The sequence below is a fragment of the Streptomyces xingningensis genome (genome assembly GCF_054957865.1).
Genome location: NZ_JBDJPF010000066.1, coordinates 18,228 through 41,529, shown reverse-complemented (window position 1 = coordinate 41,529; position 23,302 = coordinate 18,228). Strand labels below are relative to the sequence as shown.

Annotated in this window: 16 protein-coding genes; 5 read left to right on the top strand and 11 right to left on the bottom strand. The window is 68.1% G+C overall.

The window, feature by feature from the left end; all coding sequences use genetic code 11:
- Positions 1-250: 250 nt before the first annotated feature.
- From ABCR83_RS27185 to ABCR83_RS27170, 4 genes are all read left to right on the top strand, one after another.
- Complete coding sequence (locus tag ABCR83_RS27185) at positions 251-1,045, top strand: DUF4097 family beta strand repeat-containing protein (protein WP_462697846.1); 795 nt, start codon at positions 251-253, stop codon at positions 1,043-1,045.
- Between the two features lie 126 nt (positions 1,046-1,171).
- Positions 1,172-1,555, top strand: a complete 384-nt coding sequence (locus ABCR83_RS27180; protein WP_462697845.1) for a hypothetical protein — start codon at positions 1,172-1,174, stop codon at positions 1,553-1,555.
- Between the two features lie 564 nt (positions 1,556-2,119).
- On the top strand, positions 2,120-2,950 hold the full coding sequence (locus ABCR83_RS27175; protein ID WP_462697844.1) for an MmyB family transcriptional regulator: 831 nt from the start codon (positions 2,120-2,122) through the stop codon (positions 2,948-2,950).
- A gap of 108 nt (positions 2,951-3,058) precedes the next feature.
- Positions 3,059-3,418, top strand: coding sequence for a hypothetical protein (locus tag ABCR83_RS27170; protein ID WP_462697843.1), 360 nt, complete (start codon positions 3,059-3,061; stop codon positions 3,416-3,418).
- A gap of 85 nt (positions 3,419-3,503) precedes the next feature.
- Here the strand turns inward: ABCR83_RS27170 and ABCR83_RS27165 are convergent, their stop codons facing one another.
- Both ABCR83_RS27165 and ABCR83_RS27160 read right to left on the bottom strand, forming a co-directional pair.
- Complete coding sequence (locus ABCR83_RS27165) at positions 3,504-4,385, bottom strand: carbohydrate ABC transporter permease (protein ID WP_462697842.1); 882 nt, start codon at positions 4,383-4,385, stop codon at positions 3,504-3,506.
- Positions 4,382-5,731 carry an extracellular solute-binding protein gene (locus ABCR83_RS27160; protein ID WP_462697841.1) on the bottom strand — a complete coding sequence of 450 codons (1,350 nt, stop codon included), beginning with the start codon at positions 5,729-5,731 and terminating at the stop codon, positions 4,382-4,384. The genes ABCR83_RS27165 and ABCR83_RS27160 overlap by 4 nt, the downstream gene beginning before the upstream one ends.
- 208 nt (positions 5,732-5,939) lie before the next feature.
- On the opposite strand from ABCR83_RS27160, the gene ABCR83_RS27155 reads away from it, so the two are divergent.
- Positions 5,940-7,289 (top strand): cation:dicarboxylate symporter family transporter, encoded by a 1,350-nt coding sequence (locus ABCR83_RS27155; RefSeq protein WP_462697840.1) that lies wholly within the window; start codon positions 5,940-5,942, stop codon positions 7,287-7,289.
- A gap of 51 nt (positions 7,290-7,340) precedes the next feature.
- On the opposite strand, the gene ABCR83_RS27150 is transcribed toward ABCR83_RS27155, so the two are convergent.
- From ABCR83_RS27150 to ABCR83_RS27110, 9 genes are all read right to left on the bottom strand, one after another.
- The gene (locus tag ABCR83_RS27150; RefSeq protein WP_462697839.1) at positions 7,341-11,690 is read right to left on the bottom strand and encodes a golvesin C-terminal-like domain-containing protein; all 4,350 of its coding nucleotides are present in this window, start codon (positions 11,688-11,690) and stop codon (positions 7,341-7,343) included.
- Positions 11,691-11,939: 249 nt separating this feature from the next.
- A complete protein-coding gene (locus ABCR83_RS27145) occupies positions 11,940-12,860 on the bottom strand; it encodes a hypothetical protein (RefSeq protein ID WP_462697838.1) in 921 nt (306 codons plus the stop codon).
- Between the two features lie 2 nt (positions 12,861-12,862).
- Complete coding sequence (locus ABCR83_RS27140; RefSeq protein ID WP_462697837.1) at positions 12,863-13,414, bottom strand: hypothetical protein; 552 nt, start codon at positions 13,412-13,414, stop codon at positions 12,863-12,865.
- Positions 13,415-13,833: 419 nt separating this feature from the next.
- The gene (locus ABCR83_RS27135) at positions 13,834-14,754 is read right to left on the bottom strand and encodes a hypothetical protein (RefSeq protein WP_462697836.1); all 921 of its coding nucleotides are present in this window, start codon (positions 14,752-14,754) and stop codon (positions 13,834-13,836) included.
- A gap of 2 nt (positions 14,755-14,756) precedes the next feature.
- A complete protein-coding gene (locus ABCR83_RS27130; RefSeq protein ID WP_462697835.1) occupies positions 14,757-15,305 on the bottom strand; it encodes a hypothetical protein in 549 nt (182 codons plus the stop codon).
- 282 nt (positions 15,306-15,587) lie between these two features.
- Entirely contained in the window at positions 15,588-17,909 is a 2,322-nt protein-coding gene (gene glgB / locus ABCR83_RS27125) for a 1,4-alpha-glucan branching enzyme (RefSeq protein WP_462697834.1), read from the bottom strand.
- Positions 17,910-17,961: 52 nt separating this feature from the next.
- Positions 17,962-19,392: a maltokinase N-terminal cap-like domain-containing protein gene (locus ABCR83_RS27120; protein ID WP_462697833.1), complete on the bottom strand. Its 1,431-nt coding sequence runs from the start codon at positions 19,390-19,392 to the stop codon at positions 17,962-17,964.
- A 168-nt stretch (positions 19,393-19,560) separates the two neighbouring features.
- Entirely contained in the window at positions 19,561-21,297 is a 1,737-nt protein-coding gene (treS, locus tag ABCR83_RS27115; protein WP_462697832.1) for a maltose alpha-D-glucosyltransferase, read from the bottom strand.
- Positions 21,294-23,300 carry an alpha-1,4-glucan--maltose-1-phosphate maltosyltransferase gene (locus ABCR83_RS27110; protein ID WP_462697831.1) on the bottom strand — a complete coding sequence of 669 codons (2,007 nt, stop codon included), beginning with the start codon at positions 23,298-23,300 and terminating at the stop codon, positions 21,294-21,296. Before ABCR83_RS27110 ends, treS begins: the two co-directional genes overlap by 4 nt.
- Positions 23,301-23,302 lie beyond the last annotated feature (2 nt).

The window sequence follows — 23,302 nt, the reverse complement described above, 5'->3', positions numbered from 1 at the left end:
ACCCAGCCCTGACCCGCAGATGACAACACACCGCCACCACCACCCCACCGTCAGGCCACCGTGGGCCGGAGGGGTCCATGGAGCCCACGGAGCCCACGGAGCCCACGGAGCGCCCACATGGAGCCCATGGTGTAACCAGTACCACCCGCAAAACGGATGCCTCCATACCTGCCTTGAGGGCCCGGTCCGGGCAAGATCGAGTGTCGACATCGTGGCCCGCAACATCGTGGCCCTCAAGGTTGGGAGAAGCATGCCGTCTCAGGGCACCCCCGCACGACGGTCGGGACGCGGCTGTCTCATCTGGTCCGTCATTGGCGTGCTGTGCATCGCCGCGTTTGTCGTGGGCGGTGTGCGCACGGGGTGGTACTGGCTGGAGCGGGCTCCGAAGCACACGGCGACCGAGCAGCGCACTTATGCGCACCCGATCGACCGGATCGAGATCGAGCTGCACAGCGGAAGCGTGGACTTGGAATCCGGCGAGGGCGGGCGGGTCGCGATCGACCGGACCTTGACCTGGAGCGATGACCGGCCGACCTATCGTGAGGAATGGCAGGGCAATGTCCTGCGGATCACCACCGGGTGCAGTGGGCGACGCTGCTCCCTCGATTACCGGATCCAGCTGCCCGCCGGAGTCGCGGTCGACGCGTACACGTCGGCGGGCAATGTCAACTCCCGGTCCATGCAAGGTGATCAGAAGCTGCGCAGCGACTCCGGTGATGTAGGCGCGGTCGACGCTTCCGGTCGGCTCTCGGCGAGCTCGGGCAGCGGAGATGTCATCGGTACCGGCCTGTCGTCCACCAGGACCGACGGTAAGACCGACTCCGGTAACCTCAGTCTGAAATTCGCCAAGGCGCCGGAGCAGGTGACCGCCGGCAGTGACTCGGGGAATGCGAGCGTGACCGTGCCACAGGTCGCGCAGGGGTATCGGGTGCGCGCTGACACCGACTCCGGCTCGCGGGATGTCGAGGTCACCCAGAGCTCCGGCAGCCCATATGCCATCACCGCGCACACCGACTCCGGGAACGTCGTCGTTCGCTATGCCTGACCGGGCAAGCGTGGTCGAGTGAGTGTGGTCGGGTGAGCGTGGTCGGGGTAAAGCAATATTTTGCTTTAGATTTACTTCTTGCTTAATGTGAGCGTGCCCGCCGGCTCTGTCGAAGGATTCACCGCAGTGAAGCGCTCCACCCGTACCGCCCTGTCTGCACTCTGCCTGGCGGGCCTTGCCCTTACTGGTACGGGATGCGGGCTGCTCTGGGGCGACGACGCGGCCTATGACGGCGCGGCCTATGAGGTGACGTACGAGATCACCGGAACCGGTGTCGACGAGATTGACTTCAGTGGCGGAAAGGGCACCGAGTCGGTCGGGTCCCCCGGGCTTCCCTGGCGCAAGACGGTCACGCTCAGGGGCGCCGAACCGCCGTCCGTCTCGGCCGCTCTCGGTGAGCGGGGTGAGGTCACGTGCAAGATCAGCTACAAGGGCAGGATGCTCAAGGAGAGGACCACCAAGCGCGGCTTTGACTCGGCCGTCTGTGTCGCGGTTTCCCCCGCCCCCTGAGTTTCGGCCGCCTTGGCCGAAAGGTCATTTCCGCTGACACGTCGTCAATAGCGTGGAGCCCTCGTCCTGTTCGGACGAGGGCTCCACGCATGTCCGGCGGTAGAGGCGGGTATGCGCCCATGGCTGGATGAATTATCGATTACGTTGAGCCGCTCTGGCCCGGTTGGCTGGGGAAGCACGGGTCCAAGTCGCCCAACTGCTCAGTGTGATGGGTCGGGAGCGGTCCGGGATCGCTCACCCGGAGTCAGCGTAAAGCTGATCGCGGTAACTGCCGGCGAATGAACTCAAGCTGGTGTTGCCCGTTCTCGTCAGCTAATGAGTGCATCTTCCCCTCCTGTATATAGATGCCTCACTCCTGGTGCGGCGTTCCGCCCTGTCCTTGACGGGTTCGCTCTCCCCCGTGGGGCGAACCCGCCAAGGGGGCGGTGCGCTTCAGGTGATTGATGCCAGTAGCCAGATGATGCAGGAGTGGTGCGATCATTTTGGTGGGAAGTTTTTTGATGGAAAAACCGTCATAGGTATTCGACTTCCCCGATGGGGGAGATCGTGATATGGGGAGTGGGCGTGGACAAGCAAGGACTCCAAGCTCTGCTGCGCGAGAGCAGAGCACTCATCGACCCGGGGGCGTTCGGTCTTTTCCGGCCGACCCGGCAGGGCCGACGCGCGCCTGGGCTGACTCAGGCCCAGATGGATCAACTGTTGCATCGTGCCCATGGAACTTACAACCGGCTCGAAACCGGCAATTACCGCAATCCCCCCGAGGGGTTATTGCGGGACGTCGCGCGGTTGCTGGCCTTCACTGAGCACGAGTGGGAACTGCTGTGGCGGTATACCCGCCGCTGTGACCCGCCAACCGGCCTGAATCCCAGTTCCGGGCAGGAAATTGCCGCAATCTGGCGGGAGGTGATGGACGGCATATCGCACATGGCCTATGTGACCGACCAATCCTGGCGGGTCGTCACCTACAACCAGCCGTTCGCCGACCTGTTCCCCCGGGGCGAGGTCCCCGCCAACTCCATGCGGTGGATGGTGCTGGACCCCGAGGCGCGCGACATCCTCGCCAAGTGGAGCGAGTGCTGGCTTCCGCTGATACTCCCCCAATTCGGCGCCGCCCGCGCGGCCTTGCCCCACGATGAGACCCTCGCCGAGCTGGAGCGGGAGATACTCGCCGAGCCGGTCGCCGGGCCGATGTACCGAGCCGGCGGCGTCTCGCCCGGCGCGCACGCCTATCGTCATGAGCGCCCCATGAACCACTCTCTGCTGGGGCCGGGCTGGGTGCACCTGTGCCCGGCCGAGCCCATGGCATCGCGCGGCGCACGGCTGATGATCATCGTCTTCCATCCCGGCGAGGAGCGCCCCAACTGCCCGGAGGGCAGCCTGCGGGCCGATGGGTAACCCAAGTGGGTGACATTGGGCGACCCACCGTAAATGTCGACCTATCTCCGCGATGATCTGGTTCATTCTCAATGAACCGGTTTATCGACAATGGATAGGAGCGCCCCCATGCGTCGCATCCTCACCGCGGTTCTGCTCACGGCCGCTCTCATCGCCGGTGCGGAGACGGCCGCGTCCGCCGGCGACGGAGAGCTGTCGCTCAAGCCCAAGCCACGCAAGGGTGGGGACGTGGAGATCGTCAAGACGTCGACGACGGCCACCAACACGGCGATCGGTGTCGCCAAGTGCCGCGACGGCTTCCACGCCACCGGGGGTGGCTTCGAGGGAACCCGGGGGCAGTCCATCGCCCCCGACTTCACCCGCCCCACGGACGACGGCCGGGGTTGGACGGCGAGTCTCTCCACGCGCGTGCCGCAGCCGTCCAAGACGCTCACCATCACGGTGTTCGCCATCTGCCAGGAGGACTGACAGCCGGCTCGCCTTCGGTTTCCTGCCGTGTTCCCGCCGTGCTTCCCGTGGCCGCGCCTGCCCGGGAGCACGGCGGTGTGCAGGCTCAGGTCTCGTCGCGCATCAGGCGCAGGTACACCACGGAGAACAGCGCTCCCACCAACAGAAGGAGCAGCGCCACCGCCGTGCCATAGCCGATCAGCGACTTGAGGAACGCCTGGTCGTACATGAAGACAGGCAGCGTCTGGCTGCGATTGCCCGGACCGCCCCGGGTCATGGCCCAGATCAGACCGAACACGGAGAGTGTCTGGAGGGTGTTGAGCATCAGATTGGTGCCGATGGAACGGCGCAGCATGGGGAGCGTGATGTGCCAGAAGCGGCGCAGCCCGCCCGCGCCGTCCACCTCCGCGGCCTCGGTGATGTCCTGGGGGATCTCGGCGAGGGCGGCGGAGTAGACCAGCATCGAGAAGGCGGTGCCCCGCCAGACATTGGCGAAGGAGACCGCGAGGATGGGGAGGGTGAACAGCCAGTTCTGGGTGGGGAGATGAAGGTGATCGAGGATGGCGTTGAGGGTGCCGCGCCGGTTGAAGAAGGTGTAGAGGAGAAAGGCCGCCACGATCTCCGGGAGCACCCAGGCGGCGATCACGATCGAGCCCGTCAGCGCCCGGACGGGCCTGGATGCGCGCCGCATCAGCGCCGCCAGCAGGAAGCCGAGCGTGTTCTGGCCGACGATCGAGGACAGTACGGTGAAGAGCAGGGTCAGCACCACCGCATTGCGGAAATTGTCATCCGCGAAGGCCCGCCGGAAGTTGGCGAGACCGACGAAGGAGGCCGACTCCTGGCCGGTCAGCTGGGTATTGGTGAAGGCGAGGTAGACGCAGTAGGCGATGGGACCGGCCAGGAAGAGCAGCATCAGGACGGTCGCGGGGGCGATCGGTAGCCAGCGGGCGGCCCGTCGGGCCCGCACTCCGGGGGTCGTCGTGGTCATGACCCGCTGCCGCCGGTGATCGACGCGATTTGCTCGTCGTAGTGCCGGGCGGCCTGTGCCACGGAGGCATCTCCGGTGGTCACGGATTCCATGGCGTCCTGGATCGCGCCGGACACCTGGGGGTAGACGGGCAGGGCGGGCCGGTAGTGGGTGTCCTTGACCAGGCCGGTGAAGAAGTCGACGCCCGGCATGGAGGTGAGGTAGCGCCGGTCGGCGGCCACATCGTCGCGGACAGCGATCTCGGCGTCCCTGATCTCCCATTCGGTGGCGTTCTGTTGGGTCTGCAGCGTCTCGATGGCCTGCCAGGCCAGGTCGGCCTTGCCGGACTTGGCGGGGATCGACCAGGTCCAGCCGCCGGAGAGGCTGACCCTGCCGGGGGCCTGGCCGTGCTGGGTGGGGAAGGGGGCCTGTCCCAGCGTCTTCGACCACTGCGGCCAGGGCTTGGCGCCCCGCGGCAGCCAGTTCTGGGCGAGCCAGGAGCCGTCGAGGTCGATGGCGAGCTTCCCGGCCGGGAACCACTCGCTCTTCACCCGGGTGCCGATGTTGGGGTCGAGGGCGTCGGAGCGGTCGGGCCCGAGCTTCTCGGCGTAGACGGTGTGGATGAACTCCAGGGAGTCCTTGAACCCCTGGCTACCGGTCACCCACTTCTTCTCCCGGGGCCGGTAGAGCGGATCGGGCCCGGTGCCGTACAGCAGCATCTCAAAGCCCTGCATCACGGAGGCCTCGCCGGGCCCCTTTCCGGTGTAGACATTGAGCGGGATGACGCCGGGCACCGCGCGCTTGACGGTACGGGCCGCCTCGAGGACGTCCTGCCAGCTCTTGGGCCGCCAGTCGGCGGGCAGTCCGGCCTTGGCGAAGATGCTCTTGTCGAACCAGAGGCCTCTGGTGTCGGTGCCATCCGGTACTCCATAGGTCCTGCCGTCCTCGCTCCGCGCCGCGGTCTTGGCGCTGGGCAGGTAGTGGCTCCAGTCCCGCCAGGTGGACAGCTTGTCGTCCAGCGGTCTCAAGTAGCCGCTCTTGATGTCGGAGTTGATGAGGAAGGTGTCCTCGCGGATCAGATCGGGTGCGGTCTTGGGGGACCGCATCATCTGCTGGAGCTTGGTGTAGTAGTCGTTCTCGGCAGCCTGGATGGGAACCAGCTCGAGCTTCTTGCCGGGGTGGTCGTGCTCGAACTGCCGCTTGACCCCGGCCAGATAACCGTCCATTCTCCGGTCCTTGTTGTCCGTGCTGCGCTGGTAAGCGATCTTCACGGTGTTGGGGTCATGGTGGGAGTCATCGCCGCAGGCGGTGAGCGAGGCGGCGGCGATCGCCAGGGTGGCGAGGAGCACGGGGGCGGTGGGACGCATGGGGCGACCTCCTATGTCGGCACCTTGCTGCCCTCGTACGTTCCCGGGTCCGACCGCGGCTACGCGGTGGGTTACTGCCCGGTCAGCCACCGGTAATGGCCGACAGTGTGCCCTGTGGCCGATTCCTGATCGTAATGAACGAAAGGGTGATCGCCTTCGCAGCAGCATGCATAGTCACCGGGACGAGCCGCGAGAACGAGGAGGCGCCATGGCATCGGTGAGTGTGAACGGACGGCCGGACCGGACCCACTACCTCTATCTCGCGGTGATCGCCGCGGTGCTGGTCGGCATCGCGGTCGGCTTTGCCGCGCCCGGGGTCGCGGTGGAACTCAAGCCGCTGGGCACCGGGTTTGTGAACCTGATCAAGATGATGATCTCGCCCGTCATCTTCTGCACCATCGTGCTGGGCATCGGTTCGGTGCGCAGGGCCGCCAAGGTCGGTGCGGTGGGCGGGCTCGCCCTGGGCTACTTCCTGCTGATGTCGAGCGTCGCGCTGCTCATCGGGCTGGCGGTGGGCAATGTGCTGGAGCCGGGCAGTGGGCTGCACCTGACCGACAGCCTGCGGCACGCGGGGGCGGCGCAGGCCAAGGGGGCACACGAGTCGACCGCCGACTTCCTGCTCGGCATGATCCCGACCACCCTGGTGTCCGCCTTCACCGGCGGCCAGGTGCTGCAGACGCTGCTGGTCGCGCTGCTGGCGGGTTTCGCCCTGCAGGCGATGGGCCCGGCGGGCGAGCCGGTGCTGCGGGGGATCGGGCATCTCCAGAAGCTGGTCTTCCGCATCCTGTCCATGATCATGTGGGCTGCTCCGGTGGGGGCGTTCGGCGCGATCGCGGCCCTGGTCGGGGCGACCGGCGTCGATGCGCTCAAGTCGCTCGCCGTCATCATGATCGGGTTCTATGTGACCTGTGTGCTGTTTGTGTTCGTGGTGCTGGGAACGCTGCTGCGGGTGGTGGCCGGGGTGAATATCTTTGTGCTGCTGAAGTATCTGGGGCGGGAGTTCCTGCTGATCCTGTCGACCTCGTCCTCGGAGTCGGCGCTGCCGCGCCTGATCGCGAAGATGGAGCACCTCGGCGTCAGCCGGCCGGTGGTCGGCATCACGGTGCCGACGGGCTACTCCTTCAACCTCGACGGCACGGCCATCTATCTGACGATGTCCTCGCTGTTCATCGCCGAGGCGATGGACAAGCCGCTGTCACTGGGCCAGCAGGTCTCTCTTCTGCTGTTTATGATCGTCGCGTCGAAGGGGGCGGCGGGTGTGACGGGTGCGGGCCTGGCGACGCTGGCCGGTGGACTGCAGTCCCACCGGCCGGAGTTGGTGGACGGGGTCGGCCTGATCGTGGGTATCGACCGGTTTATGAGCGAGGCCCGGGCGATGACGAACTTCGCGGGGAACGCGGTGGCGACGGTGCTGGTCGGGACCTGGACGAAGGAGATCGATCACGGCCGCGTCCGCGAAGTCCTGGACGGCCGACTGCCGTTCGACGAGGCGATGACGGCGGCGGACGGCGGGCACGCGCCGGAGCCGGAGGGCGACAAGGCGCCGGCCGTCGCCTGAGACAGGCCCTGGCGGGGGTCCGGGAAATCCCGGACCCCCGCCAGGGGTGGATCAGTTGGCCGAGTGGCTGCCGTCGTCACAGAACATCGGGATGTTCGGGTTGCTGCCCGGGTAGCCGTCCGGCACCTGCTGCAGGCTCCAGGGGTTTCCTCCGTTCCCCCGGATCTCGATCCCGCAGGTGCCGTACGCGGACGATCCGTTCTCGCCGTTCGCCATGGCGCCGAACTTCTTGAAGTTGCCGTCCTGCACCGGGCCGCTGGTGGGACGGCCCGCCTGGTCGACCTGGTGGCCGTCCAGGTAGAGGTACAGGCTCGGCATATAGCTCTGGTACACCAGGCCCAGCTTCGGCTCGTTGTTCTCGAAGTCGGGCACCGCCTGTGTGGACTTCACGGTGCCGTCGGTGCAGAAGCCCATGCTGAGGTTCTGCCAGATCGGTCCCGCCATGTTGAACAGCGATCCCTCGGCGATGTCGGTGCCCGACAGGCGCGCTTTGCGGAAGAACATGCTGTAGATGTCACCGGCAGTGTTGGCGACCTGGGGTGGCAGATCGCCCGACTCGGCCAGGGACTTCAACTTGTCCACCCACGCCGACACCTCGGAGTCCGCGTTCGAATGGGACAGCAGCGGCCGGTAGCCGATGGTCCCTCCGCTGACGTACTTCGTGGTGACGCACTTGCCGCTGTCGTCGATGGAGGTGGGCTTCTGGCCGGTGCGGTAGGCGATGCCCGGGGTGACGCCCGTCACCATCGGATTCGGCACCGTCCGGTGGTTCCCCGGCTCATTGGCGTCGTCCATCTCGAACGACAGGTCGGGCATCTTGACTCCGAGCGCGCCGTAGTCGTCAACCGTCGCCTTGACGAACGAGCGGACGAACCCCGCGATCTCGGTGTCGCCCGTTCGCCCCTTGGGCACCACGGACTCCGTACCCGGGATGATCTTCCCGTCCTCGCCGGTGACCCACTCGGCGTCGACATGCGTCTTGACCTTGTACGAGCGGTCGTTGTCGAAGCTGTGCTCGTCGATTGTCGAGGGCGGGTCGGCGATGGCGAAGTTCATCCAGTCCGCCTGGGACGGCCGCCGGTCCGGGTCGGTCCCGGCGGCATCGATGTCGGTCTCCCATTTCCGTGCGGCATCGTGGACATTGCTGCCGACGCAGTTGGCGTTGTGGGCGCCGTCCGTGCAGATGCCGAACTCCAGCATGCCCTTGAGCACCGCGGAGTTGTCGTAGGCCATGCCGCCGGTGGTGCGCGAGCGGCCCCAGTCGTAGAGGGTCTGCCGCGTCCGCATCGGCGTCTTCAGCAGATAGGGGGTGTCGGTGTCCAGGTTCTGGTTGCTCCGGAACACGGACACTGCGTCGAAGGTGTGGTGCTCGTACTTGGCGTTGACCGGTATGAAGGCGAGTGCGTCATAGGCGACTGTGCTGTCACCGGAGCTGCTGTCCTTGGTGACATTGGTCAGTGAGACCCGGGCGTTCGAGCCCAGCTCGAAGTAGCCGATGTCCACCCAGTCGTTGGATGCCTTGCTCTGGTCGACGATCCTTTCCACGACCCGCCCGCTCTTTGTCATGATCTGGTAGCGGGCCGACTTCGTCTTGAGCCCCAGATATGGCATAAACGCCCGGACCTTGTACACCTTGTCCGCGAGCTGCGGCTTCCAGGTACCGGTCGTCACCAGCAGGTTGTCGAAATTGTTGGGCTCGCGGCCGTGGGAGAACCAGTAGTGGCCGCCGAAGCCGCCGCCGATCTGGTGCAGGTCCTCCCGCGCCTCGTAGCGCCCCTGCTCGTCGGCAGTGAACGACCACTCGAAGTTGCCGCTGCTGGACCAGGCGCGGGCGCCGCAGCGGCTGGACGGGGCGTCGTCCGGTTCGTCGTCCACGAGCACGGTGCCGCTGGGCAGGTCCCCGGAGCCACAGGGGCCGGGGTTCGGGTTGGCGTCACCGGGCTCGGCGCGGACCGTTTTGTAGGTGAGGTACTCATTGCCGCACTGCCGGCCCCCCGGGGACGGGTTCGTACCGCAGTTCTTCCAGGTGGCGTCGTGCCGGAACCAGTGTGGGGTGTAGCAGGCCTCGTCGTGGCAGACCGGCGGAGCGGCCGGGTCACAGGCGTTGCTGTCGTCACAGAAAGTGCGCCGCGGCGGCAGGATGGCCGTCGAGCGGTCAGCGGCGAGGGACCACCAGGCGGCCGAATAGCCATGGGTGTTGCCCCCGTTGCGGTTGCCGTTGTCGTCATACGAGCGTCCGGCGTCGAGCGGGTAGGCGCCCCAGCCCATCACCTTCTCCTCATACGGCCAGTGCTGCGGGTGGGCGGCGTCCGCGTAGTGGTTGTTGTCCAGGAACGGCAGCCGGTCGGCGGGATACTTGGGGTTGGCCGGATTGTTGCCCCAGCCCAGACCCCAGGCACCGGACGGGTCCTTGCCGGGCGGGTTGAAGCCGGCGTTGTAGTTCCAGACGGCGGCGAACCAGTTCTCCGGGCGGGCCGGGTCGTCGTCGTTCAGCCGGATGGTGCTGCCCGGGGTGTGAAGTTCGTTCCACTTGTCCTGGAGGATCTGCGTGGAGTACGCGATGCCGGTGGCGTAGTCGAGGGCGACCGCGCGCTGCTGGTCCGAAGGAAGGGGCGTCTCGCCAGGCTTGGCGTGCCCGGCCATGCGCATGCCGTCGGTGGCCTGTCCGACGCCGTAACCGCAGTCGGCCCGCTCCCAGTTGATCTTCCAGATGAGCTTGGGGTCATAGCCCGGGGTGCCGGCGTAGATGTTGGTGCCGTAGAAGTTGCTGACCAGCGGGTTGCCGTATTCGCCCGGCTCGGCGTGCGAGCTGGCCTGCCAGAGGTTGGACTCCGAGGCGAGGATGCCCAGCAGCACCTGGGCCGGGATGCGGCCGCCGGTGTTGAGGGTGCGCGGTGGGAACATGCCCTGCGGAGTCCAGGCCGACAGGCCCGAGTTGTGCCAGTTGCCGGGCCGGTTGACATTGCCGGATATCAGCAGTCCGCGGATGGCCATGTCGGCGGCCCACTCGATCTGGTTGGGCGTGGGCTGCATGACCTGGGTCCGTACGTCGTTGCGGGGCACCGAACAGTAGCGTTCGTCGTCCACCGGGTCGTGCGAGACGTCTCCCGGTGCCGCCGTCTTCTTCCCGGCCAGGGCCTTCTTGGCTGCGCCCGCTCCGCCCGTGACATACGGCAGCAGCGGGGACGGCTTTCTGCCGCCCGTCCGGTCCGATGTCTTGCCGGTACCGACCGAGAAGGTGAGGTCCTTGCCGCTGCCGGTGGCCTTCGCGGTGATGTCCACCGGCTCCGGTCCGTCGCGGCGGGCGCGGTCCAGGGGTGAGGCGACCTTGTCCGCGAGGTGCCGCGGGACCGCCTGGGTGACGGCCAGCTTCCCCTCGACGGACAGCTCCGCCCGGCCGGGTACGTCCGTCCTGCGCTGGATGGTCTTCGGCAGGCCGCTGCCCTGCGGGCGGGAGTCGCCGGTCAGGAAGACCGTGCCGCCCGCGCCCTGGACCAGGCCGACGTCACCCAGCTTGCCGTTCGCCACGGTGGCGACCTTGCGGCCCTTGAGGTACTGGACGACAGCCTTGTCGCCCTTGCCGTCCGCGGGTTCCAGGAAGGCCATGCCGCCGTCGGCGTCCGGGCGCAGCCGCAGGGGCGTCTGGCGGGTGGTGGCCAGCAGCTCGGTCCGGCCCGAGCGGGTCAGGCGCAGCAGGCGCGGGCCCGAGGCGGCGACCACGTCGGTGCCGACCGGGACGGCGGAGGTCGCCTGCCCGTTGACGGTGTGGGTGGCGACGGCCTTGCCGGTGGATGCGTCGATCGTCTGCAGCCGGGTCTGCTCGGTCTTCCCCTCGGCGGCGGCCTGGGTGATCACGGCGGTCTCACCGGTGCCGCACCCGGGGTTGAAGTAGGCCAGGCTCGCGTTCAGCGGCAGTTTGGTCACCTTGCCGGTGTCCAGGTCCACGACCGCGGTGAACGCGCCCCGGTCAAACAGGTGTTGGCGGTTGGCGAATCCGCGCGGGGCGTAGACCGCCACGGCCCGCCGGCCGGAGCCGGTCACACAGGCGTTGCCGATCCACTGGTCGGTCTCCAGGCCCGGCTCGGAGAGGGTGGCGGCGGTGCGCCAGGTGTAGCCGGATTTGCCCTCGGCGACCAGCACATGGAAGCCGGACGCGTCCCCGGCCGTCGTCCAGGCGCGGTCGGTGGACTTGCTCCAGTCCTTGCCGAGGGCGGCGCCCCGCTCGGCGGGGGCGATCGTGTCGGGGGAGGCCGGGGCCTGGGCGGCCGGCCGGGTGGCATCTTGCTGCTGCCCGGCCCATGCGGGGCCCTGCAGCAGTCCGGTGAGCGTGGCCGTCACCGCTGTCAGAGCTGTGGTGACGGCCAGGACCGGGGTTTTGCGGGATCTTCGGTAAAGCCTCAAGGGGGTCTCCGTTCTCTGGAATCTCATGTGCCGCATACGGCACATGACGGACCGTCGGATCGCTTTGTGGAGCACAGAAGCGATCCGACGGACGGCTCAGAGGGTGAGTCATTGCGCGCCACGGCCGGAGCGGCCGTGGAGACGGGGGACGGTTTTGTGCGGCGTTCAACGCAAGGAAGCAGGCCGGATCAGTCCGGCTCGGCCGGATTCACCGGCCGTCACATGCCGGGGATGGGCGTGTCTTTCCGGTCACCTCAGAGTGAGACTGCGCCTGACGACCGCCCTGTTGCGCTCCTTGACCCTGTCGAGTTCGGCCTTCTTGGGTGCGAGCAGCCGTGTCTGGATCCGGGAGTCGGCGCTGAACCATACGTCGAGGAGTCCGGTGGACTGTTTGCAGTCGACTTCGGTGACTGCGATCTGCTTCGCCTCGGGGCTGCTGCCCCAGCCTTCCTCCGTCCGGCCCTGGGTGATTTCGAGTGGGGTCTTGTAGTCGTAGCCCGCTGTCTTCATGCATGCGGACCAGGAGGCGAGTGCCTGAACCACCTCGGGGTCGCTCAGCGACTGCTTGAAGGCTTCGCCGTTGATGTCGTTCGCGGTGGTTTCGTCCTGGGTGCCCACGACCTGCCGCGCTTCGGCGATGCAGCCGCCTTTGGGCACGGGCTTTCCATTGATGGTGTTCAGGGCTTCGCCCTTGTCGTTCTTCCCGTAGAGGACGTCCAGTTGGGCGGCGGTCCGGGTCCAGGTGGGCGGCTCGGCCGGGCCGCCGGGCATGTCATAGCCCCACTGCTCGGCGGTCGCCCGGTCGCTGAGTCCGTAACGACGCCCGAGGTTCGCCGCGTTGTCGGCGAATGCGGGGCGTTTGCTCTGTCCGACGGGCGGGTCGTAGGTCAGTCCGAGACGCGTCATGCAGGACTGTTCGAGCTTCAGTTCGGCGTCGTCCTGCGCGATCGCGTCCGTATGGGGGATCAGGTACTGCTCCACGGGCAGTACGCGGCTCTGGAGCAGACCGCGGTGAGTGGCGGAATCCGGCGCCTTGGCCGGCGCCGGTGCCGCGGCGCTCACCGGGGACGCATGGTCCGCCGTGTGATCGGCCGCGTACCAGGTGAGTCCGGAGACCGCGGCCACGAGCAGCGCCGCGGAGGTGACCTTCAGGGGTATGCGATCGGCCATGGCTACCTGGTCTCCCGCCAGCTGGAGGCGTTGTTGTTCCGCACGGCCGAGTTGAGGCTCCCGTACGTGTCCTGAGGGAAGTGGTGGAACGGCCCCTCGTAGTAGGAGTTGTAGTACACGGCGTGACCGACCCAGTCCTGATTGGCCACCGCGGCTGCGGCATTCTTCAATTCATGCCCGTTCCCCCCGGCCTCCTCGGGCCAGCATTCTATTTGCACTCCCAGGTGAAACGGAATGATGGCATGTCCGGGCTGGTTCCGGAATTCGTATCGAGTGGTCACGCCATGCTCTGCGCGGCCCCAATGGTCCGTGATCGATCGGTTCGTCAGGAAGCAGGCGTTCTGCATGACGCCGTTTTTCGGGCCGTAGTAGAAGAGCCCCATGCACGAGCCGACATTGGAGCTGCACACGTCATAGGTGTACTCAATGCGGTCGGCCGAGGCCGGTGATGCCGAGGACAGGGTTATGGCCGCCGCGAATGCGGCCGTGGTGGCGGCCACCCCGGATGTTCTGCTCCGCCATTTCTTTTTCTGTCTTTCGGAGTTTTCGTTCATATCGAAATTGTCAGAGGTTTGACAGGGACAGGCCAGTTCTGATCAGGACGCCCTCCGTCGGGAACGGATCACACGGGAGGTGCCGGACCGGACATCAGGCGACGGTCGGCCGTCGGCTGAAATGGCGCGTTCCCCCCTTGTGTCCGAAGCATCTGGCCGGAATTGAAGGCATTCTCAAACCAGGGATACGGTCTGGTTGATCATGGCTGGAAAGTATCGGTTCTTATTTGCCGCCAAGCGGCTCAACAGCCCCGATATCAGAGAAATTCGCCCGCTCGCCGCACCGCCCCGGCCAGCGTCTCAAGGGGACCTCCGGAGTCTGGGATTTCGCAGGTGACATCCGGCCCATGACGGCCCGTCAAACCGCTGTCCTGGTGCCGCAACGGTCTGACGGGCGTGGGGGGAAGGCGGCTCTGTGGTCACCTCAGGGCGAGGCTGCGCTTGACGACGGACCGGTTGTGTTCCTTGGCCTTGTCGAGTTCGGCCTTCTTGGGCGTGAGCAGCTTGTTCTGGATGCGGGACTCGGTGTTGAGCCACACGTCGAGCAGCCCGGTGGACTGTTTGCAGTCGACCTCGGCGACCGCGATCTGCTTCGCCTCGGGGCTGCTGCCCCATTCCTCGTCCGTCCGGTTCTGGGTGATCTCGAACGGGGTCCTGTAGTCGTAGTCCTTCGTCTTCATGCACGCGGACCAGGAGGCGAGTGCCTGCACCACCTCGGGATCGGCCATCGACTGCGTGAAGCTCTCGCCGTTGATTTCGTTCGCGGCGGTTTCGTCCTGGGTGCCGACGACCTGCCGCGCCTCGGCAGTGCATCCGCCCTCGGGTACGGACTGCCCGCCGATGGTGGTCAGGACCTCGCCCTTGTTGTTCTTCCCATACAGGGCGTCCAGTTGGGCACTGGTCCGACCCCAGGCCGGTGGCTCGCTCTTGCCGCCGGGCAGTTCGTAACCCCACTGCTCGGCGGCTGCCCGGTCGGTGAGGCCGTAACGGCGGTCGAGATTGGCCGAGTTGTCGCCGACGGCGGCGCGTTTGGCTTGGCCGACCGGGGGGTCGTAGGCGAGTCCGAGGCGCGTCATGCACGCTTGTACGGCCTTCAGCTGGGCCGCGTCCTGGGCGACCGCGTCGGCATGGGGGATCAGATACTGCTCCACGGGCAGCGCACGGTTCTTGAGCAGACCGCTGCGCAGGGCGAGTTCCGGTGCCTTGGCCGGCGCCGGTGCCGCGGCGCTCACCGGGGACGCATGGTCCGCCATGTGATCGGTCGCGTACCAGGTGAGTCCGGCGACGGCGGCGACCAGCAGTGCCGTGGAGGTGACCTTCAGGGGTATGCGATCGGCCATGGCTACCTGTCCTCCCGGTAGCTGGAAGCGTTGTTGTTCCTCAGCAGCACGGGGAACCGCCCGAGAAAGTCCTGCGGAACGCGGACGCCATATCCCTCGTAGTAGGAGTTGACGAATACGTCGTGCGCGACCCAGTCCTGGTTCGCTACCGCGGCAGCGGCATTCTTCAATTCACTCCCGGATCCGTAGTATGTGGGCCAGCATGCCGTATCCACTCCTAGTCGGAAGCGGATGATGTCGTGTCCGGGTTGGTTCCGGAATTCGTACCGAGTGGTCACGCCGTGCACTGTGCGGCCCCAGTGGTCGACGATCGAACGGTTCGTCAGGAAGCATGCGCTGTGGATCACGCCGCCCTTGTTCGGCCCGTAGTAGAACAGGCCCATGCACGCACCGACATTGGAGCTGCACAGATCGTAGGTGTACTCGATTCGGTTGGCCGAGGCCGGAGATGCCGAGGACAGAGTCATGGTCGCCGCGAATGCGGCCGCGGCGGCGGCCATGCCTGCCGATCTGCGGCGCCATCTCTTTTTCTGTTTTCCGGGGCTATTCATGACGGAATTATTGAGGGACTTGACATAGTCGAGCCAGCTTTGATCAGGCCGCCCTCCGTGGGGTACGGACCGCACGGGAGGTGCCGGACCGGACATCGGGTGGCGGTTGGCGGTCAACCAAAATGGCGTGTTCCCCCCTTGTGTCCGGAGGGATTGGCCTGGATTGAAGGCGTTCTCAAACCGGGTGTGCGGTATGGTTGATCATGGCTGGAAAACGTTGGTCCCGCCGTACTGTCAAACGGCCCAACTGCCCTGATGCCGGGGGGATTCACCCACGTCGCGCTACCCCGGCCGCAGCCACACCGTCGCCAGCGGCGGCAAGGTCAGCGTCATGCTGGACGGATGCCCCCGGTGGCGCACCGGCTCCGTCTTGACCGGGTCCGGGTTGCTGACGCCGCCGCCGCCGTAGCGGAGCGCATCCGTGTTGAGGCACTCCTCCCAGACGGTGTGCCGGGTGGGCACCCCCAGCCGGTAGCCATGCCGCACCACCGGCGAGAAGTTGCTGACCGCCAGCAGTGGCGAGCCGTCCGCGGCGAAGCGCAGAAAGGCGAAGATGTTGTCCTCGGCCGCATCGCCGTCCACCCAGGCGAACCCCTCCGGCACGGTGTCCCGCTGCCAGAGCGCGGGTGTGGCGCGATAGCGCGCGTTGAGGTCGCGCACCAGATCCCGTACGCCCCGGTGGTCGGGCTCGGCCGCGTAGGAGGGGTCCAGCAGCCACCAGTCGGGGCCATGCCCCTCCGACCACTCCGCGCCCTGGGCGAACTCCTGCCCCATGAAGAGCAGTTGCTTGCCCGGGTGGGCCCACATAAAGCCCAGGAAGGCCCGGTGGTTGGCGCGCTGCTGCCACCAGTCGCCGGGCATCTTGGAGACCAGGGAACGCTTGCCGTGCACCACCTCGTCGTGCGAGATGGGCAGTACATAGTTCTCGCTGTAGGCATAGACCATGGCGAAGGTCATCTCGCCGTGGTGGTACTTGCGGTGCACCGGCTCCTTCGCCACATATTCCAGGGAGTCGTGCATCCAGCCCATGTTCCACTTCAGCCCGAAGCCCAGCCCGCCGAAGCCGCCCGCGCCCACATGGTGGGTGGCCCGGGTGACGCCGTCCCAGGCGGTGGACTCCTCGGCGATGGTGACCACACCGGGGCAGCGGCGGTAGACGGTGGCGTTCATCTCCTGGAGGAAGGCCACCGCGTCGAGGTTCTCCCGGCCCCCGTGGACATTGGGCGACCACTGACCGGACTCCCGGGAGTAGTCGAGGTAGAGCATCGAGGCCACCGCGTCCACCCGCAGGCCGTCGAGGTGGAACTCCTCGCACCAGTACACCGCGTTCGCCACCAGGAAGTTGCGGACCTCCGGGCGGCCGTAGTCGAACTCCAGCGTCCCCCAGTCCGGGTGGGCCGCCCGCGCCGGATCCTGGGGCTCGTACAGCGGCCGGCCGTCGAACTCGGCCAGCGCCCAGTCGTCCCGGGGGAAGTGCGCCGGAACCCAGTCGACCAGCACCCCGATGCCCGCCTGGTGCAGCGCGTCGACCAGGTACTTGAAGTCATCGGGGGTGCCCAGCCGCGCCGTCGGGGCGTAGAAGCCGGTGATCTGGTAGCCCCAGGAACCGCCGAAGGGATGCTCGGCGACGGGCATCAACTCCACATGGGTGAAGCCCAGATCCCGGACATAGGTGGGCAGCTGCCCGGCAAGCTGACGATACGTCAATCCTGGTCGCCAGGACGGCAGGTGCACCTCGTACACCGAGAACGGTGCCTCGTGCACGGGCCGTTCGCCGCGGCGGGCCAGCCACTCGGCGTCCTGCCAGGCGTGGTGCGAGGCATGGACGATCGAGGCGGTGGCCGGTGGTGCCTCGGTGCGCCGCGCCATCGGATCCGCGCGCAGGGTGTGCGAGCCGTCGGGGCGGGTGAGCTCGAACTTGTAGAGCGCGCCCTCGCCGACGTCCGGCAGAAAGAGCTCCCAGACCCCCGAGGCGCCCAGCGAGCGCAGGGGATGTCCGGTGCCGTCCCAGTGGTTGAAGTCGCCCACCACCCGCACCCCTTGGGCATGGGGCGCCCACACGGTGAAGCGGGTCCCGGTCACCCCCTGGTGGGTCATCGGCCGGGCGCCGAGCGCCCGCCACAGCTCCTCGTGCCGGCCCTCGCCGATCAGGTGCAGGTCGAGCTCACCGACGGCGGGCAGGAAGCGGTAGGGGTCGTGGACCTCGGTCTCGGTGCCCTCATAGGCCACCACCAGCCGGTAGTCCGGGACCTCCTTGAGCGGCAGCACCCCCGCGAAGACCCCGTCCCCCTCGTCGATCAGCTCCGCGCGCAGCCCCTTGGCGACGACCGTGACCGCCCGGGCGAACGGCCGCAGCGCCCGGAACGCCACCCCGCCCGGGGCGTGGTGCGCCCCGAGCAGCGCATGCGGATCGTGGTGGGCGCCGTGCAGCAGCCGTCCGCGTTCCGCCTCGTCCAGCGGCCGGGCGGGCCGCACGCCGCGGCGGGTGGGAGCCGGTTCGGGCGAGGACTTCTTCGGCCGGTCCGGACCGGGCAGGAAGGTGGCCGGGATGTGCCCGGGCTCCGGTTCGCGGCGTGCCGGGCGGGACGGCGGTCGTGCGGTCACGGGGTGGTCCTCCCAAGTGGGTGTCGTCGCTGGTGAGTTGAGGGGGCGTCCGCTACGCTCCGCCCGCCGCCCGGTCCGGGCCGTCGGCCTGGGCGGCCAGCCTGCGGATCGCGGACATCGGGACGGGCAGCCAGTCCGGCCGGTGGCGGGCCTCGTAGAGGACCTCGTAGACGGCCTTGTCCGTCTCGTGCGCGCGCAGCAGGCGAGGGTCCTCACGGGGATCGCGGTGGACGGACGCATACCCCTCGCAGAAGGCGTCCCGGGCCCGCCCGGCCCAGCTGCCGCCGGCCCGGCCCACCGCCGCCGCATAGTCGAAGGAGCGCAGCATGCCCGCGATGTCCCGGGCGACGGGCTGTGGCTGGCGGCGCTCGGCCAGTGGGCGGGCGGGTTCCCCCTCGAAGTCGATCAGGGACCAGCGTCCGTTCTCGGCGGTGCGCAGCGTCTGCCCCAGGTGCAGGTCGCCGTGGATGCGCTGGGCGGGACGGGTGTGCCCGGCGCGGCCGAGGAGGGCGAGCTCGTCGTATGCGGTGCGCAGCGCCGACCGGTAGGGGCGCAGGGCCGGGACGGCGTCGGCGGTGAGGTCCAGCCGGTGGGTCATCGCGGTGGCGAGCCGTTCCAGCTGGGGGCGGCGCAGCAGGACGGTGGGCAGTGCTCCGGCGAGCGCGCGGTGCACCTCGGCGGTGGCATGGCCGAGGGCGCGGGCGGGGGCGGTGAACTCGGCCTGGACGGCGAGTGCGCCGAGGGCGAGCTGCCAGCCGTCGGCGGAGCCGGGCAGATAGGGCTGGAGCACGCCGAGGGTGAGGGGTTCCGGGTGGGCGTCCGGCAGTTCCGCCTCGAACCAGGCGGCGGGTGCGGGCACCCGGGAGCAGCCGGTGCGGGCGAGTGCGCGGGGCAGTTCGAGGTCGGGGTTGGTGCCGGGGCCGACCCGGCGGAAGAGCTTGAGGATGTAGGTGTCGCCGTACACCGTCGAGGAGTTGGATTGCTCGGCGCCGAGCAGGCGGGGCGCGAGGCCGGATGGGATGGCGGTCTCCGGTTCCCGGCTGAAGCGCAGCGGGCCGAGCCGTCCGGGGGACCGCAGCCGTTCCAGGAGCAGCGAGGCGAGGCGGGGGTCGGCGAGCCCCTCGTAGAGGGTGCGGCCGCGCAGCGGTCCGTCGGCCGGGCGGCCGATGAGCGCGGGGCCGAGCTGGGGTGGCAGGACGTCCTGGACGCCGAGCAGCAGCTGGTAGCAGTCGTCGGTGTGGTCCGCCGCCCGGGGGCCCGGCTGCCGGGCGCGGACCAGCAGGTGCAGCAGGCCGGGGGAGTTGCCGCCGGGGGTGCGGTGGAGGAGTTCGGTGGCCGCGACGAGGGTGAAGCCGGTGATGGGGTGGCCCTTGCCGGCGAACCAGCGTTGCCGGGGCAGCCACTGGGTGAGCAGCGGGACGAGTGAGTCGAGCGGGTCGGTGGCGGTGTCGGTGAGGTGAGGGAGTGGTGCGGCATCCGACATGGCGTCGCGTCCTTTCCCCGGGGCACACGACAGATTGGGCAAAGTGTCCCGGATTGCGGCTTTGTCTGGTGCGCGGTGCGGGACGTGTCGGACGAGGATCGTCCGTACGGTCGGGGAGGTCTCCGGGGCCCCGGGTCCGAGGACCCGGAACCCCTTGGGGCGGGGTGCTCAGGTGGCCGGTACGGCCGTGGGGGCGTTGCGGCGCAGCCGGAACCAGTAGAAGCCGTGCCCCGCCAGGGTCAGCAGATAGGGCAGTTCACCGATGGCGGGGAAGCGCACCCCGCCGATGAGTTCCACGGGGTGGCGGTTGTTGAAGGTCCGGAGATCGAGCTCGGTCGGCTGTGCGAAGCGGGAGAAGTTGTTCACGCAGAGAACAAGGTCGTCCCCGCCGTCCCCAGTTGGCGGAGCCTCCCGCAGAAAGGCCAGCACCGCGGGGTTGCTGGAGGTCAGTTCGGTGTACGAGCCCAGCCCGAAGGCCGGGTTCTGCTTGCGGATCTCGATCATCCGGCGGGTCCAGTGCAGCAGCGAGGAGGGGCTGCTCATGGCCGCCTCGACATTGGTGACCTGGTAACCGTAGACCGGATCCATGATGGTCGGAAGGTAGAGTCGGCCCGGGTCGCAGGAGGAGAAACCGGCGTTGCGGTCGGGCGTCCACTGCATGGGCGTGCGCACCCCGTCGCGGTCGCCCAGCCAGATGTTGTCGCCCATGCCGATCTCGTCGCCGTAGTAGAGGATCGGCGAGCCCGGCAGCGACAGCAGCAGGGCGGTGAACAGCTCGATCTGGTTGCGGTCGTTGTCGAGCAGCGGGGCGAGACGGCGCCGGATGCCGATGTTGGCGCGCATCCGGGGATCCTTGGCGTACTCCGCGTACATGTAGTCGCGCTCTTCGTCCGTGACCATCTCGAGGGTGAGCTCGTCATGGTTGCGCAGGAAGATGCCCCACTGGCAGCGGGAGGGGATGGCCGGGGTCTTGGCCAGGACCTCGGAGACCGGATAGCGCGACTCGCGCCGCACGGCCATGAAGATGCGCGGCATCACGGGGAAGTGGAACGCCATATGGCATTCGTCGCCGCCCTTGGCGTAGTCGCCGAAGTAGTCGACCACATCCTCCGGCCACTGGTTGGCCTCCGCCAGCAGCACGGTGTCCGGGTAGTGGGCGTCGATCTCGGCCCGCACCCGCTTGAGGAACTCATGCGAGCGGGGCAGGTTCTCGCAGTTGGTGCCCTCCTCGGCGAACAGGTACGGGACCGCGTCCAGCCGGAAGCCGTCGATGCCCAGATCCAGCCAGAACCGCAGGGCGGCCAGGATCTCCTCCTGCACCGCCGGGTTCTCGTAGTTGAGGTCCGGCTGGTGGGAGAAGAAGCGGTGCCAGTAGTACTGCTTGCGCACCGGGTCGAAGGTCCAGTTCGAGGTCTCGGTGTCGACGAAGATGATCCGGGCGTCCTGGTACTGCTTGTCGTCGTCGGCCCAGACGTAGTAGTCGCCGTACGGGCCGTCGGGATCGGTGCGCGACTGCTGGAACCAGTCGTGCTGATCGCTCGTATGGTTCATGACAAAGTCGATGATGACGCGCATGCCCCGCTGGTGCGCCGCGTCCACGAACTCCACGAAGTCCGCCAGGTCGCCGAACTCCGGCAGCACCGAGGTGTAGTCGGAGACGTCATAGCCGCCGTCCCGCAGCGGGGACCGGAAGAAGGGCGGCAGCCACAGGCAGTCGACGCCCAGCCACTGCAGATAGTCCAGCTTGGAGGTCAGCCCCTTGAGGTCGCCGATGCCGTCGCCGTCACTGTCCTGGAAGGAGCGTACGAGGACCTCATAGAACACCGCTCGTTTGAACCAGTCGGGATCCAGGTCCTTGGCGGGAGTGTCTTCGAAGGTGTCCGGTACGGGCTCGTTGACGATCATGATGTGGGTGACCCTCCGATCGGTGAGGACGGTCGCAGCGAGAATACGTGCGCGGGCGCGATCGATCGGCCCGGCTCAAGGCGCACATAGTTGTCCCTGCCCCAGTGATAGGTCTCTCCGGTGAGCTCGTCGCGCACCGGGACGGACTCGTGCCAGTCGAGGCCGAGCGCCGCCATGTCCAACGAGACCATCGCCTCCTGGGTGTGGTGGGGGTCGAGGTTGACGACGGTCAGCACACAACTGCCGCGGGACCCTCCGGAACTCTTGGAATAGGCGATGACCGCGTCGTTGTCGGCGTGGTGGAAGTGCAGGCCGCGCAGCCGGCGCAGCGCCGGATGGCGCCGCCGCAGCCGGTTGAGCACCGTGATCAGCGGGGCCAGGCTGCGCCCCTCGCGCTCGGCCGACTCCCAGTCCCTGGGCCGCAGTTGGTACTTCTCCGAGTCCAGGTACTCCTCGCTGCCCGGGTGCGCGGGGACGTTCTCGCACAGCTCGTATCCGGCGTAGACGCCCCAGGACGGCGACAGCGTGGCCGCGAGCACCGCCCGTACCTCGAAGGCCGCCCGGCCGCCCTCCTGCAGGTAGGCGTGCAGGATGTCCGGGGTGTTGACGAAGAAGTTGGGCCGCATCACGGCCGCCGCCTCCCCGGTGAGCTCGCCGAGGTAATCGGTCAGCTCCTGCTTGGTGTTGCGCCAGGTGAAGTAGGTGTACGACTGCTGGAAGCCGATCGCGGCCAGGGTGCGCATCATCGCGGGCCGGGTGAACGCCTCGGCGAGGAAGACCACATCGGGGTCGGTGCGGCCCAGCTCCGCGAGGACCCGCTCCCAGAAGACCACCGGCTTGGTGTGCGGATTGTCCACCCGGAAGATCCGCACCCCGTGGTCCATCCAGAAGCGCAGCAGGCGCAGCGTCTCGCGGACGATGCCGCCGAAGTCCTCGTCGAAGGCGAGCGGATAGATGTCCTGGTACTTCTTGGGCGGGTTCTCGGCGTGGGCGATGGTGCCGTCCGCCCGGTGGTAGAACCACTGGGGGTGCTTGTCGACCCAGGGATGGTCGGGGGAGCACTGCAGCGCGAAGTCCAGCGCCACCTCCAGGCGCAGCTCGCGCGCGCGCTCCACGAAGTGGTCGAAGTCGGCGAGGGTGCCCAGCTCCGGGTGGACCGCGTCATGCCCGCCCTCGGCCGAGCCGATCGCCCAGGGGCTGCCCACATCGCAAGGCCCGGCGCTCAGCGCATTATTGGGACCCTTGCGGTAGGAGGTGCCGATGGGATGGATGGGCGGGAGGTAGACGACATCGAAGCCCATCGCCGCGACCGCCGGGAGGCGCCGGGCGGCGGTGCGGAACGTACCGCCGCGGGGCGGCCGTCCGTCCCGGGGGAGCACCGCGCCCTCCGAGCGCGGGAACAGCTCGTACCAGGAGCCGAACAACGCCCGTTCCCGCTCGACCAGCAGCGGCAGCGGCCGGGTGGTGGTGACCAGTTCGCGCAGCGGGTGGGCGGCCAGGGCCGTGGTGACCTCGGCGGCCAGGGCCGCGGCCAGCCGCTCCTCGGCCGGGCGGTGCGCGGCGCGCAGCGCGTCCGCCGCGGCCAGCACCGCCTCCCGGCCGGCGTTCTTGGGCACCCCGGTGGCGGCCCGTTCGTACAGCCGGGCGCCCTCCTCCAGCACCAGCTCGGTGTCGATCCCGGCCGGTACCTTGATCCGGGCGGCCTGGCGCCAACTGCCGACCGGATCGCTCCAGGCCTCCACCGCGTAGCTCCAGCGGCCCGCCGAGTCCGGGGTGACCTCCGCGCCCCAGCGGTCCGTGCCCGGGGCCAACTCCCGCATGGGAGACCAGGGTCCACAGCGGCCCGCCGCGTCCCGCAGCACCACATTCGCCCCCACGGCGTCATGGCCCTCGCGGAACACGGTGGCGGTGACCTCGAAAGTCTCGCCCACCACCGCCTTCGCGGGTCTGCGGCCGCAGTCCACGAGGGGGGCGAGGTCCAGGACGGGAATGCGACCGATCATGG